Source organism: Marinomonas sp. TW1, from assembly GCF_001625355.1.
Taxonomy (GTDB): Bacteria; Pseudomonadota; Gammaproteobacteria; order Pseudomonadales; family Marinomonadaceae; genus Marinomonas.
Genome location: NZ_JSEE01000001.1, coordinates 74676 through 88063 on the forward strand (window position 1 = coordinate 74676; position 13388 = coordinate 88063).

14 protein-coding genes and 1 other RNA gene are annotated in these 13388 nt (G+C 44.2%); 8 read left to right on the forward strand and 7 right to left on the reverse strand.

All coding sequences use genetic code 11. From position 1 onward, the window contains the following. Window positions 1–139: 139 nt before the first annotated feature. Window positions 140–1333 (forward strand): DEAD/DEAH box helicase, encoded by a 1194-nt coding sequence (locus tag OA79_RS00330; protein WP_063331245.1) that lies wholly within the window; start codon window positions 140–142, stop codon window positions 1331–1333. Between the two features lie 256 nt (window positions 1334–1589). Here the strand turns inward: OA79_RS00330 and ribA are convergent, their stop codons facing one another. Both ribA and OA79_RS00340 read right to left on the reverse strand, forming a co-directional pair. Further along, window positions 1590–2204, reverse strand: coding sequence for a GTP cyclohydrolase II (ribA, locus tag OA79_RS00335; RefSeq protein ID WP_063331246.1), 615 nt, complete (start codon window positions 2202–2204; stop codon window positions 1590–1592). A 135-nt stretch (window positions 2205–2339) separates the two neighbouring features. Next, window positions 2340–2813: an Lrp/AsnC family transcriptional regulator gene (locus tag OA79_RS00340; protein ID WP_063331247.1), complete on the reverse strand. Its 474-nt coding sequence runs from the start codon at window positions 2811–2813 to the stop codon at window positions 2340–2342. Between the two features lie 212 nt (window positions 2814–3025). On the opposite strand from OA79_RS00340, the gene leuA reads away from it, so the two are divergent. Then, complete coding sequence (leuA, locus tag OA79_RS00345) at window positions 3026–4699, forward strand: 2-isopropylmalate synthase (RefSeq protein ID WP_063331248.1); 1674 nt, start codon at window positions 3026–3028, stop codon at window positions 4697–4699. A 62-nt stretch (window positions 4700–4761) separates the two neighbouring features. Here the strand turns inward: leuA and OA79_RS00350 are convergent, their stop codons facing one another. Both OA79_RS00350 and OA79_RS00355 read right to left on the reverse strand, forming a co-directional pair. Next, window positions 4762–5157, reverse strand: a complete 396-nt coding sequence (locus OA79_RS00350) for a hypothetical protein (protein ID WP_063331249.1) — start codon at window positions 5155–5157, stop codon at window positions 4762–4764. A gap of 37 nt (window positions 5158–5194) precedes the next feature. Continuing rightward, complete coding sequence (locus OA79_RS00355; protein ID WP_063331250.1) at window positions 5195–5374, reverse strand: Cro/CI family transcriptional regulator; 180 nt, start codon at window positions 5372–5374, stop codon at window positions 5195–5197. A gap of 87 nt (window positions 5375–5461) precedes the next feature. Here OA79_RS00355 and OA79_RS00360 point away from each other — a divergent pair, with 87 nt between their 5' ends. After that, window positions 5462–6118: a S24 family peptidase gene (locus tag OA79_RS00360; RefSeq protein WP_063331251.1), complete on the forward strand. Its 657-nt coding sequence runs from the start codon at window positions 5462–5464 to the stop codon at window positions 6116–6118. Window positions 6119–6269: 151 nt separating this feature from the next. Further along, the gene (csrA, locus tag OA79_RS00365; protein ID WP_063331252.1) at window positions 6270–6467 is read left to right on the forward strand and encodes a carbon storage regulator CsrA; all 198 of its coding nucleotides are present in this window, start codon (window positions 6270–6272) and stop codon (window positions 6465–6467) included. Here the strand turns inward: csrA and umuC are convergent, their stop codons facing one another. Beyond that, a complete protein-coding gene (gene umuC / locus OA79_RS00370) occupies window positions 6468–7739 on the reverse strand; it encodes a translesion error-prone DNA polymerase V subunit UmuC (RefSeq protein WP_063331253.1) in 1272 nt (423 codons plus the stop codon). Beyond that, entirely contained in the window at window positions 7736–8185 is a 450-nt protein-coding gene (umuD, locus tag OA79_RS00375) for a translesion error-prone DNA polymerase V autoproteolytic subunit (protein ID WP_063331254.1), read from the reverse strand. The genes umuC and umuD overlap by 4 nt, the downstream gene beginning before the upstream one ends. Window positions 8186–8607: 422 nt before the next feature. Here umuD and OA79_RS00380 point away from each other — a divergent pair, with 422 nt between their 5' ends. Together OA79_RS00380 and OA79_RS00385 are read left to right on the forward strand one after the other, a co-directional pair. After that, window positions 8608–10302, forward strand: a complete 1695-nt coding sequence (locus OA79_RS00380) for a methyl-accepting chemotaxis protein (protein WP_063331255.1) — start codon at window positions 8608–8610, stop codon at window positions 10300–10302. Window positions 10303–10764: 462 nt separating this feature from the next. Continuing rightward, window positions 10765–11322: a hypothetical protein gene (locus tag OA79_RS00385; RefSeq protein WP_063331256.1), complete on the forward strand. Its 558-nt coding sequence runs from the start codon at window positions 10765–10767 to the stop codon at window positions 11320–11322. A gap of 94 nt (window positions 11323–11416) precedes the next feature. Here OA79_RS00385 and ffs read toward each other — a convergent pair. Then, window positions 11417–11513, reverse strand: an RNA gene (gene ffs, locus OA79_RS00390) — signal recognition particle sRNA small type. A 323-nt stretch (window positions 11514–11836) separates the two neighbouring features. Here ffs and OA79_RS00395 point away from each other — a divergent pair. Beyond that, a complete protein-coding gene (locus OA79_RS00395) occupies window positions 11837–12700 on the forward strand; it encodes a 6-carboxytetrahydropterin synthase (protein ID WP_063331257.1) in 864 nt (287 codons plus the stop codon). Beyond that, a complete protein-coding gene (gene hisI, locus OA79_RS00400) occupies window positions 12697–13104 on the forward strand; it encodes a phosphoribosyl-AMP cyclohydrolase (protein ID WP_063331258.1) in 408 nt (135 codons plus the stop codon). The genes OA79_RS00395 and hisI overlap by 4 nt, the downstream gene beginning before the upstream one ends. Window positions 13105–13388 lie beyond the last annotated feature (284 nt).

The window sequence follows — 13388 nt, forward strand, 5'->3', positions numbered from 1 at the left end:
AATACAAGCAATCAAACACACCTGTTTTAAAATGGCTTTTGATTTCGAAACAACATAAAACAAGGTATCATTCTGTGTATTAGCCTTTTGTCGTGTTTACCGATGCTAGGCACTTTTTTTATTGCAACAGAGAGATTACATGTCATTTGCTGAATTAGACCTAGATTACACGATCGAAGAAGCAATCAATAGCCTAGGTTTTGAAACACCTACCGAAATTCAACAGCAAGCCATCCCTGTTATTTTAGAGGGCTCCGACCTATTGGCGACCGCCCCCACTGGTACAGGTAAAACCATCGCGTTTTGCGCCCCCGCCGTGCAACATGTTTTAGACCGTGATGAAACCTCTACAACGGCCCCTAAAGTCCTTATTTTAGCGCCTAGTCGTGAACTTGCCCGACAAATTTTCAATGTCATTGGCGGCCTAACACAGCACACACGCATTCAATCGCAGTTGATCATTGGCGGTACGCCATACGGGATGCAACAACAGCAACTTAGCGAACCTTGTGACATTCTAGTTGCGACACCAGGCCGCTTGGTAGAGCTTGATGAAAAGCAATGGCTAGACTTAACGGATGTCAGCTACTTCGTCATTGATGAAGCCGATCGCATGTTGGACATGGGCTTTGTTAATGCCATCAACAAGATTGCCAAAGAGCTTCCGCAGGAACACCAAACCTTAATGTTCTCAGCCACCTTAGAAGGTGAAAAAATGGGCCGCTTTGCCAGCGCCTTATTAAGCGCTGAAACAGAGCAAATTCGTCTTGGTGAATCATCACGTATGGTTCCGGAGCAGATTCGCCAAGTGGCCTATCGAGTTGACGATGACGCGCACAAAGAAGCCATGCTAAAGCATCTACTCAATAAGGAAGGGGTACAACAAACCGTGGTTTTTGTCTCCAATCGTGACCATGTGGATGTGTGGGTACAAAAAATCCGCAACATGAACATCATGTGTGATGGCTTACACGGAGAGATGAAACAAGGCGATCGCAGCGAGCATTTAAAACAAATGAAACGGGGTCGTCTGCAAGTATTAGTCGCCACCGATGTGGCCTCTCGTGGTATTGATTTGCCAGAAATCAACACAGTGATCAACCTACGCTTGCCACGCAAAGCAGACTCTTATATTCATCGTGCCGGTCGCGCTTCACGAGAAGGCGCTCCAGGCGAATGCATCTCTTTGATCGACATTAATGATTTGCCGATGATTGAAAAAATTCAGCGCTTTATGCAAACCAACGTTAAATTTGGCCGCATTGAAGGACTCGAAGCCAAAACTAAGGCTAGATCTCCACGCAGCAAAAAGAAAAAGAAAAAAACCAAGTAAGCTATTTAAGCTCACTGAAGCCGATAAACACAAAAACGCCGCTCAATGAAGCGGCGCTTTTTGTATTAACTTCCCCTTTTTAATAACTCTATTACGACGCCACTTTATAAAAGCAATTTTTTGATCCATCTGGCTTTTTCGGTCATCTATTGGTCAAAACACCTAAAAAAAATGTCCCGAGTCCATTTCACCAAGACCTAAAAAAGCCCCTTTCGGGGCTTCTGTCACAAAATTTAATTTTCTCGCTAAGCGCTCATTAATCAAACTTCAAAGTATGCTGTTTGCGCTTAGCTTTGGTTTCTAAATACTGACGGTTATGCTGATTTACATGCACCTTGGTTGGCACCAATTCAGCCACATCAATGCCGTGCTCTTTAAGCTGTTGAGCCTTGTCTGGATTGTTGGTGAGCAATCTTACCTTGCTCACGCCCAACGCCAGTAGCATATCCGCCGCAATCCCAAAATCACGACCATCGTCTGGTAAGTGCAACATTTCGTTGGCTTGATAAGTGTCATAGCCTTGGTCTTGCAAAGCATAGGCTTCTAGCTTGGCATACAAACCAATACCACGCCCTTCTTGGCGTAAATACAGAATGTAGCCACCTTCTTCATTAATACGATCAATCGCTTCATCAAGCTGCTCACCACAATCACAACGACCGGAACCAAAGACGTCTCCGGTTAAACACTCTGAATGCAGACGAACCAGTGGCACATGGTCCGCTTGTTTCGTTTCGTCAGGGTTGCCTGCAAAATATATCCCTATGTGCTCTTTACCCGAGTCATCACCATTAAAGGAAATAAACTCAGCGGTCACGTCACCGGCGCGCACCGGAATCATTACTCGACGCTTAATGGTCAAATCTGTCATTACTGCTCTCTCTAGGGATGATTTATGACACAAAGTATAACGCCCTTACATTTGGTCAAATATGAAAAAATCAATATTAATCCGTTGTTTCTTTCATTCTTTTCTACTTGATTCACTGATTGCGGGCTCACCAGATTACGCTAAATGATCTAACGGCAATGCGGTTCGGTTAATAATACGCCTCAATAAAAAGCTGGAATGCACACCTGTGACGCCCGCGATGCGCGTTAATTTCCCCAGCAGAAACTCCTGATACTTATCCATGTCTTCCACCACAACTTCTAATAAATAGTCTGCAGATTGACCGGTTACCAAATTACAGGATTTAACTTCTGGATAGGATTCTACTAAGGATTCAAAGACTTCAAACCGCTCCGGTGTGTGCCTGTCCATGCTGATCTGGATAAAAGCGGTGAGTTTTAGCCCCAGCTTCTTTTGATCTAATAAAGTCACACTGCAATCAATCACACCGGTCTCTTCTAACGCTTTCACGCGACGTAAGCAAGGCGAAGCCGATAATCCCACGCGATCAGCCAGCTCTTGATTCGTCAAGCTAGAATCTTGCTGTAACTCACGCAAAATATTCAAATCAATCTTATCAAAACCCAAAACATAAGCCTCATATTGCCAATTTATTCTTTATGTACGCAATATAATGCTATTTAGATTGAAATTTCCATAAAAAACGCAATCTTTTACCCTAGAAAATTCGCTATTATATAGTCATAGCGAAATCATAGAGGAAGTTACCACGCTTCCTTACCATGCAAACTGTTTACCATCGGAGCTTATCCGCTCCTTAACATAAGAAGGGAAAGATCATGACCTCTTTTGATCACACTAAGTACAGCCCATTCCAGCCTGTCGCCATTGAAAACCGCACTTGGCCTGACCAAGAAATCACTCAAGCTCCGATTTGGTCAAGTGTTGATCTGCGCGATGGTAACCAAGCACTGGTTGAACCTATGACAGTGGAACAAAAGAAGCAGTTTTTCGCCCTACTTGTGGACGTGGGCTTTAAAGAGATCGAAGTTGGCTTCCCAGCCGCGTCACAATTAGACTTCGACTTTGTGCGTTGGTTGATAGAAGAAAACCAAGTACCTGACGATGTGTACATTCAAGTGTTAACACAAGCGCGCCCTGAATTGATTGAACGCACATATGAGTCTCTTAAAGGTGCAAAAAAAGCCATCGTTCACGTTTACAACTCAACCTCTAAAACCCAGCGTGAACAAGTCTTCCGTTTAGGCAAAGACGGCATCAAAGAGATTGCCGTAAAAGGCGCTCAGTGCGTTAAAGAACATGCTGCGAAACACCCTGAAACAGAGTGGGTATTCCAATATTCACCAGAAAGCTTCACAGGCACTGAAACTGACTTCGCCGTCGAAGTGGTGGATGCCGTTGCCGACGTATGGCAACCAACCCCAGACAACAAAATCATCATTAACTTGCCAGCAACGGTCGAAGTGGCGACACCAAACCGTTTTGCTGATCAGATCGAATACTTCTGTCGCCAAGTAAAACAGCGTGACAGCATGATCATCAGCCTACACACCCACAATGACCGTGGCTGCGGTGTAGCAGCGGCAGAGCTTGGTCTTATGGCAGGGGCTGACCGTATCGAAGGTACCTTGCTAGGCAATGGTGAACGAACCGGCAACATGGACGTGGTGACAATGGCCATGAACATGTACAGCCAAGGCATTGATCCAGAGTTAGCGTTGGGCGACATGGACCGCATCATAAGTGTGGTTCAAGCTTGCACCCTATTACAAGTTCATCCGCGCCATCCTTACGCAGGTGAATTGGTGTTTACCGCTTTCTCTGGCTCTCACCAAGACGCGATCAAGAAGTGCTTGGCGAATCAGACCGACGACAAACCTTGGGATGTGGCCTACTTGCCAATTGATCCTCGCGATGTTGGTCGCAGTTATCAAGAAGTCATTCGTGTTAACAGCCAATCTGGTAAAGGCGGTGTGGCTTATACGCTTGAGCAAGAGTACGGCTTAGCATTACCACGTTGGTTGCAAGTAGAGTTCAGCCCAATCGTGCAGCAATTTGCAGAGCAAGACGGCGGCGTGGTGAATGCAGAATCCATGAAAGCTCTGTTCGAGTCCTGCTTCATGACGGGCAATAAACCATACCAGCTTGGCAAATACGATCACGCCAAAGACGACGTAGATACAGTCCACGCTGAGCTAAACAGTGAATCAGGCTCAGTGAGCATCACCGGTACAGGCAATGGCGCGCTATCGGCTTTCAGCGAAGCCTTGGGCAAACACTTCGGTATGCGTGTGGACATTATTCAATACCAAGAGCACGCTCTAACCGTTGGCAGCGACTCCCAAGCCATCGCTTATGTACAAGCGAACATTGACGGCGATCGCTTCAATGGCGTTGCCATTGACAGCGACATCGTATCGGCCTCTGTGCAGGCCTTGATGGCAACGGTAAACCAAAAAGTATTACAAAATACGAATGCCGATGTCGCCTAACTGAACACGCTTCCCATCAGCGTTGCTCGAGACGCTGATGACACCAATCAAAAGCCAACCGGTTAAACAGGTTGGCTTTTATTTTGGCTCTTCCTCTCTTTTTTCTGATGACGGTGACGCGCAACCTCTACACTGGACGCAGCCAAATTGACATTCGCATAAAAAGGCTCAGCAGAGAAATTCACGTGATTCATCACACCGATTAAGGTGGCTTCATAAGACCCTATCGGCGTCAATATCAAAGAGTCTCTTAAGGCATCATCAATCGCCTTTTGTGTTTCCAGTAGATGCTGACAAGCATCGGTATCTTCCAAACCATAACGATAAAAACAAGCAAGTGTGCTTGAACATTGGCCACTTAATACAGACAAGGCCCTTGCCAGTGAAAAATGACTCGCTCTAGCATTTTGATGTGTTTTTTTCTTTTGGTCGTTCACCGTTTCCTCTCCTGAAAACACAAAACGCTCCATAAACTTCACAGAACGCTTGTACAAATTAGCGAATGTATAGCTTAGGATCGTATTTCAATACACCGTTAGTGAGTTTCTCGAGACGCAACGCTTGCTTTTCTGGAATCACATTACCCCATTGAGAAACCGAACTTTTAGAGATACTCAACGTGCCCGCAAGCTGCTGCTGAGTGCCAAAATAACGAATGACTTTTTCCTTGTGCATCTTCACCAAACCATAAAGTTAAAAGTTTGTTTTTTTAAACAATACAAGTGAATAAAAATAAACTCAAGTTAGTTTAGTATTCTTAACATGGATATTTCAGATCGCATTCGACAAAAAATGACCGAACATCACCTTAGAGCTGTCGACCTAACAAAGATGACAGGCGCAACGAAAGGATCGGTCAGCCAATGGCTTAACGGTATTTCATCGCCTGGTGGTAAATACATCATCCCGCTCACAAAAGCGTTGCAGTGTGATGCTAACTGGTTGTTTGGTGGCGTATCAGCCCAGCCACATACCTCATCGCACCCACAGCAGGATACGTCCTTTAACCCATGCTTTATCAGCAAGCAAGTCCCTATCATCAGCCACGAACAAGCTGAGACCTGGCGAGACTTTACTGATAAAGCCAGCCTGAAAGACCAATTAGAGTGGGAATACGCGCCTGCGGCCATAAGCCATCAGGCTTTTTGGCTAAAAGTCATAGGTGACAGCATGGTCTCCCCTGTGGGACACAGCATTAGTGAAGCCCACATCATCTTAGTAGACCCGTGTATGCAAGCTCAAAACGGCGACTTAGTGGTGGCAAAGGTGGATGCGACAAAAGAAATCACTTTCAAAAAACTCATCATTGATGCAGGCCAAACCTATCTCAAGCCTCTAAACCCAAACTACCGCCCCATTGAAGTGACCGATAAATGTCGAGTGATTGGCGTTGTCAGAGAAGCAAGATTGAAACTGTAAACATCACCTGCACCACTAATGAAAAAAGCGAGCCTGTCTCGCTTTTTTCCGTTCTGGATCTTCAATAAATTAAAAGTTTATTTTTATTGACTTTAAATGGGTCATTTTTATAAACTTCTTCCCATTCATTGTCATCCATATTGAGGACCCCATGCTGATTTTAACCCGACGAATCAATCAAACCATCAACATTGACTCGAATATTCAAGTCACCATATTAGGCATTAAGGGGAAACATGTTCGTGTTGGCGTCAGCGCTCCAAAAGATGTCACCGTACACAGAGAAGAAATTTTCAAACGCATTGAAGCGGAAAAGGTAAAAGAAGATAACCTATCCTATTGGCCTTAATCATCGTACTAAAGGCAAATCTTTCCATTGCGTGGTATAGCAAGGAGATAAATGCTTGCGTTTCATGGACCATTGTGGAGTCACCCCCTGAGCAGCAAAAAATAGATTCCCCAAGCCACTCTGGTTAATGTGGTCAACCACTGTCATCAATTGCTTTGATTTGGTGTTATGAGTAGCAGAGTCAAAAAGGTCGGTTGGCAAGGCTCCGTGTTCATAAAAATCAGACAACATCACACCGGCCTTCATATAACGAAACCCTGACCGCCAAATACGATTAAAAATAACATTGGCGACGTCTAATAAATCTCGCGTATCGTCAGTAGGATTAGGCAATTCAACGGATAAGGTTTTGGCATAAAAAGGCTCATTCGGAATGTGTGGACTGGTACGAATAGACACACTGACCACCCGACAACAACGCCTCTCAGCACGTAATTTTTCGGCCGCACGGCAAGCGTATTTAGACACAGCTTCTCGCAATTCTCGTTGCTCGGTAATTTTGTAGCCGAAAGAACGACTGCAGATAATTTGCTGCTTGACGGGCCGAACAGACTCCAGGGTCAGACAAGACACACCATTAAGTTCTCGCACCGTACGCTCCAATACTACAGAAAACTCACGACGAACCAGCTTAGGATCGACTTGCGCCAGATCTAAGGCGGTATGAATCCCCTGTGCGCGCAAACGTCCACTCAAACGTCGTCCGACACCCCAGACCTCATCAACCCCGACTAAAGCAAGTAAACGCCGCTGTCGATCAGGGGCCATCAAATCCACCACGGCTCCTGTCGCCGGGTATTTTTTTGCCGCGTAATTAGCCAACTTAGCCAGTGTTTTACTAGGAGCAATGCCGATACCAACGCTAATCCCTGTCCATTTGTCTACTTTCGCCTTCACGCGCTGACCAAACGACAACAGACCTTCTGCCGCTGCGACACCACTCAAGTCCAAAAACGCTTCATCAATAGAGTACTCTTCGACTTGTGGAGCCTCTTGCTCCAGCAAGCTCATCACTCGACTCGACATATCCGCGTATAAGGCATAGTTCGATGAAAAACACACCACGCCATACCGCTCAATATCTGCTTGCACCTGAAACATGGGCACCCCCATTTTTATGCCCAACGCTTTAGCCTCCTTCGAACGAGCAACAATGCAGCCATCATTATTCGATAAAACCACCACAGGCCTGTCTTTCAGATCTGGACGAAACAATTTTTCACAACTGGCATAAAAATTATTGCAGTCCACCAGAGCAAACACGCGTTTCATGCCCCGCGCTCTAGCCTACGAATCACACTGGTAACGACACCAAACACTTCGAATTCTGACTCCTCAGTAATGGGGATCGCTTTATAGGCTTTGTTTTTCGGTCTTAGCAATACATCTGGCTTTAACTCCAATACCTTGACCGTCATTTCTCCGTGTAAGCAAGCAATAATGGTGTCACGATGACATGCTGTTAATGAACGATCCACCACTAATACATCGCCACTATGAATACCCGCTTCGATCATAGAATCCCCTTGCGCACGAACAAAAAATGTCGCTGCTGGATGAGGGATACACAACTCATTCAAATCCAATGTTTTCTCAACAAAGTCCTGAGCAGGAGAAGGAAAACCCGCTGATACCGCCTCACCATAGAAGGGAATCAAAATGCTGTTTTCAGCGATATAGGAAGCAGAGCCAGACACTCCAAGATAAGTCAAACGCATACACGACACCTAAAATACTGTATAAACATACAGTTTAGTTTCAATATTCAAACTGACCAAGTGTATTTTTGTGAAAAGGCAGATTTCAGCCCAAAAATTAAGAAAGATACCGACAAGCAACTATCGAAAATCACCTATTCGATGACCTTTCCACCACTCATCAATTAGGGCCAATAACAATAAGCCAAAAATCAAACACCAAAACTTACAAAACGAAAACAAACACCAATAGAATAAAACCAGCCACTACGCATAATAAAAAAAGGATATGTGTGTACAAGGTTTAACGGTTATCTCGACGCACACGCCATTGTCGTTTCTGACTTTCATAACGTTATGATGAACGCTTACATAAAGCATGACCTCGACAATATGAATATGAAATTCATGATTAAGTAGTTCTAAATTAAGAGGAAAATTGCATGTTATCTAAGCTAAAAATCTCTCATAAATTCTTCATAATGAGCACCATACAATTGCTTTTAATTATGGTTGTTGGCGGCTTTTCGATTAATCAATTTACAAAAATCGGTCACGAAATTGAAGAAATCGCACACGATCACCTCCCTTTAACAAAAGCTTTAACTCTCATTACTGAACATCAGCTACAACAAGCCATTGCGGTCGAAAAAGTCATTTCTCACGCATTATTAGATGACATTAAAGGCAAAGGCGTCTCACCAGAATCAACGACATTAATTACCGATTTAGAAACCAATATTAAAAAGCTACATGGCGAAATCGTCACCGTTGAAGAAACCATAAAAACGTTACAAGCCAGTCTCGAAAGCGCTGAAGCAAAGCAAAAATACGACCTCATTTTAGAAGAATTTATCAATGTTGAAGCTGAATTTTTTGAATTGGAAAACATTCTTCTGAATTTTTTAGACACGATTAAGAACAACGGCATCAAAAGCGCTCTTGATTCTATCACTGAGATCGAGCATGCAAATGAGAAGCTGGACGAACACATTATTTCTATTTTGAATGAGTCTCAGCAGTTTGCATTAGATTCGGCCAACATTGCTTTCGACGACGAACAACATGCTGTCAATATCATTACGACCGTCCTAGCGGTTGCCATACTGGTAGGGATCATCATTCCAATCCTAATTGGTCGCTCTATCATTGGACCATTGAGAAACCTGTTAACTCGCTTGGACGATTTGGTTAATGGGGATGGGGACTTAACCCTTAGAATGCACTTCAAACGTAAAGATGAAGTGGGCGAGGTAGCGAGTAAACTGGATCACTTCATTAGCAAACTCCAAACCACCATCACTGGTATTGCAGAATCCTCAACACGCTTAGACGACAATTCAGCCAAAGCGTCAATCATAGTACAGAACACCCTCTCCTCAGTCGACAAGCAAGAAACCGAAACCAGCCTTGTCGCTGAAGCGGTAAGCGAAATGAGTGACGCAACCGAAGAAGTCGCCAGAAATACCATTTCCGCATCGGACGTGGCCACTCAAGTGCTAGAACTCGTTGAAAAAGGCAAATCTACCGCAGAAGAAAACCAAAGAATTACCTCTCAACTATCACGAGACGTACAAGCTACGTCCCACAGCATTGATAACTTAGCCAAAGAAACAGACAACATCGGCGTGGTCTTAGACACAATCCAAGGCATTGCAGAACAGACTAACTTACTGGCATTGAATGCCGCCATAGAGGCCGCACGCGCAGGGGAATCCGGCCGAGGGTTCGCGGTTGTTGCCGATGAAGTACGTTCATTAGCGCAAAAAACCCAAACCTCAACAATCGACATTCAGAAACTGGTGGAAAATCTTCAGGCAGGCGCAAAAGAAGCCATGGACAGTATGAATAAAGGCATCGAAGTCACAGAGCACTGCACCATTATCGGCAAAAAAACAGCGGAACATTTTGAAGAAGTGGTCAGTGCCGTCAATAACATCGCCGATTTAAACCAGCAAATTGCCGCCGCAACCGAGGAACAATCCACCGTAGCAACTCAAATTCTCGACAGTGTTAAAAACATTAGTGAGATTTCTCAAACCACCAGCCGAGACACAGGTAAGGTCGCCACCGTCAACTTCAGCATGGCCGAAGAAGCCGAAAGCCTTAAAAAGCGACTATCTCAATTTAAAATATAACCCCAGCGTCATCCCCCATGAGTCTCCCACGGCAGACTCATGGGTATTCCTCATTAAGATCACCTAAACAATCAAGGCGATGGCTTCCACCAAGTGGACAATGCCGGCACATCGTTTATCGAAAAAATACGACCTCAACATCCGCATAACTGAACGACACACCGCCTAACAATACCAAGGCCAAGGCGGGTAAATGTGCATTTAACATAATGATCGCCTTATAAGGGTGATTTCGACATGACGTAAATTAAACGATGAACCCAACAAAATAGATCACTACCTAACCCAAAAAGGATTTAAAAGCCGCCAACAGACCATTTTCCAAATTGAGCGTATAAACATACCGACCAGAATTCTCCCCTATAAATGCATCGTCATGACCGCGAAAAAATGTCTGCATTCGGACCAAAATACACCACAGCGTGATGTCGTCATTTTCTTATTTTACGGAGACTATCTGAGATGGATCAAAACAACCATATTGATTTCGAAGGTCAAGAACATCAGCAAATGATGTATTTTTTTATGCATGAAGATCATGGAGAGTTAAAAATCATAAGAAACACAAAAGAAAGGGATAACAGAGAAATCTACTTTACCGTCGAGCTCTCTACATTGGAGGAGGAAGAAAAAAAGAAAAAGAAAAAGAAAACGAATATTCGAACGACTGTCACCGTCATAATTGAAAACGAGAGCGAACTGGTTTGGGAAAACAGACTCATAAGCGTGTCATCCATAGGCTATGGAGACATTAATTTACCTGAAAGCATGCAAGGTAAAAGAGTCATTTATTTACTTCATCATGTCTTTGCGCTAACTGGATTGGAATTAGGTGTTCAAGTATTTGAGGTCAGATCTATCGTGAATGAAGCACTAAATCACATTTGCCCTCAATGCGGTATGAAATGCTCTAACGCTTCCAGTTGGGCAGGCCAATGTGACGACCTTCAAAGGCGTTCGCTTAAAAAAGCTCAAAGTCATGGTTGGTGCCTAAAATCAATAAGTAATGATATGTATTGACGATCAACAAAAGCTTAGTCTGATAATGAAGAAAGAATACGGCTTGATTAAGCTTTACTGAGATTAAGAATGGATAGAAAAGATTAGGTGGCATCTCTACCAGCCGCACCTCGGCACACAAGTCCATCGCTGTGGCTGCTTCCTTCCGGACCTGACCAGATTAACGATTTATTGTTGCGAGGGGACCAGCAGAGACACCATAAAGGAGGCCTGTTGACCTTGGGGCGAGATTATACGCAGCCAATTTGAAATATCAACCGCATTCTTATGTATTTTCAAATAGTTAAAATGATCGGCCAAGCTCATTTGTTGATTTTCATCTTGATCAATGCCTCCCTTCTCTCGCGTTCTTCGAAGGCTGCTTTTCCTACTCTCCTTATTTTCACCTTTAGATTCATGATCTTTTCAGGCGACCATTCAAACAATCCACTCTTCGCCTAAAGGGTCAGGCTCGTCTATATCCGTCATGGCATTTAGGGTAAGATACGCGCCATCAAATTTAAGGAGTAGCACGTTGAAGCTATTTGTAAAAAACCTAACGCATGTGGATTTTTCCTACTACGATGCTGAACGTGGATTGTTGGGTGAAAGCTGGCAGACAGACATTGTTCTGACTGGTAAATTAAACGATGAAAGCATGATTTGCGATTTCAGTATCGTAAAAAAGCAAATTAAAAAGTGGTTGGATGACAACATCGACCACATGCTCGCCATTCCTGCAGAACACCCAAGCAGCCAACTCATTGAACTCGACCATGATCGCGTGTCTTTTCAGTTCGATCATGAAGACGGGCGACATTTCCAGTGTGATGCACCGTCACAAGCAATCTGCTCCTTACCTTGTCAGCAGATTACCCCCTCACTTGCGGCACGTTGGGTTGAACAACAAATTCTCGATTTGTTACCGGCAGAATTAGACGCGGTCAGCATACGTTTCACACCAGAGCCGATAGCGGGTGCTCAATACCAATATAGTCATGGTTTAAAGAAACACGCCGGCAATTGTCAGCGTATCGCTCACGGCCATCGATCCACCATTGAAATCTATCGCGATGGCAAAGCTGATTCAGCATTAGAACATGATTGGGCAAAACGCTGGCAAGACATTTATTTGGGCACCCAGGAAGATTTGCAAAAAATCGTCGACATTAATGGTCGCCCACATCATTATTTCCGCTACACCAGTCAACAAGGCTTATTTGAACTGACAATAGATAGTCAGCAAGTCTATATGCTAGATTGCGATACCACAGTAGAGTCTTTATCGGCTCACGTCGCTTATGTATTAGCCCATGAACATGTTGGTAGCCTCATTGAAGCACATGGGTTTGAGGGTATTGGAAAAGGCGCCATTTCTGAATATAAGGTAACAAAATGAGTTTAAAAGCGTATGAAAATTTGGCGAAAGGTGAGCAATTGCCACTGGACACTATTTTAGCCAATTTAAAAACAGACGATGCGGGACTAATTGCGGCCATTGCACAGCAACACGATACAGGTGAAGTCTTGATGCTCGCTTACATGAACGAGAAATCGATTCGTGAAACACTAGAAACAGGGCAAGTCTGCTACTGGTCACGCTCTCGCCAAACCTATTGGCGCAAAGGTGAAAGTTCAGGCCACCGCCAAACGCTGGTTTCCATGTCTTTTGATTGCGATGGTGACTGCATTTTATTGCAGGTCGAGCAAAAAGGCGCGGCTTGTCATACCAATCGCCGAGATTGCTTCTTTTTCAAAGTAGAAGGTGATCACGTCGTCATCGACTCTGCACCAGAAAAATGATCTGAGCACCGGCCAGACAGACCGCACAGAAATGGGGCGCGACAGCGAACACGCACTACGTCATGCCCCATTTTTAAGCCAGTCTTTTTTCAAAAATCGTCCGAATCTCCCATCTTCTAACATTGTTTTTGTTTACATACTCTTACAACCTTGCCTATCGTATCTCTACACGTAATAATAATGAAAAATTATAAGATAAAAGCCTTAACCAAAAGGCTTTCCGCCCTTCACCACTCCCACAAGGAGAAGAAAATACAGTGAACAACAGACAACATTTGTATCTG

Excerpts from the sequence above, each read along its gene's own strand:
- OA79_RS00330 (WP_063331245.1), top strand. The coding sequence starts at position 140 with ATGTCATTTGCTGAATTAGACCTAGATTACACGATCGAAGAAGCAATC.
- ribA (WP_063331246.1), bottom strand. The coding sequence starts at position 2,204 with ATGACAGATTTGACCATTAAGCGTCGAGTAATGATTCCGGTGCGCGCC.
- leuA (WP_063331248.1), top strand. The coding sequence starts at position 3,026 with ATGACCTCTTTTGATCACACTAAGTACAGCCCATTCCAGCCTGTCGCC.
- OA79_RS00355 (WP_063331250.1), bottom strand. The coding sequence starts at position 5,374 with ATGCACAAGGAAAAAGTCATTCGTTATTTTGGCACTCAGCAGCAGCTT.
- OA79_RS00360 (WP_063331251.1), top strand. The coding sequence starts at position 5,462 with ATGGATATTTCAGATCGCATTCGACAAAAAATGACCGAACATCACCTT.
- csrA (WP_063331252.1), top strand. The coding sequence starts at position 6,270 with ATGCTGATTTTAACCCGACGAATCAATCAAACCATCAACATTGACTCG.
- umuC (WP_063331253.1), bottom strand. The coding sequence starts at position 7,739 with ATGAAACGCGTGTTTGCTCTGGTGGACTGCAATAATTTTTATGCCAGT.
- umuD (WP_063331254.1), bottom strand. The coding sequence starts at position 8,185 with ATGCGTTTGACTTATCTTGGAGTGTCTGGCTCTGCTTCCTATATCGCT.
- OA79_RS00380 (WP_063331255.1), top strand. The coding sequence starts at position 8,608 with ATGTTATCTAAGCTAAAAATCTCTCATAAATTCTTCATAATGAGCACC.
- OA79_RS00385 (WP_063331256.1), top strand. The coding sequence starts at position 10,765 with ATGGATCAAAACAACCATATTGATTTCGAAGGTCAAGAACATCAGCAA.
- hisI (WP_063331258.1), top strand. The coding sequence starts at position 12,697 with ATGAGTTTAAAAGCGTATGAAAATTTGGCGAAAGGTGAGCAATTGCCA.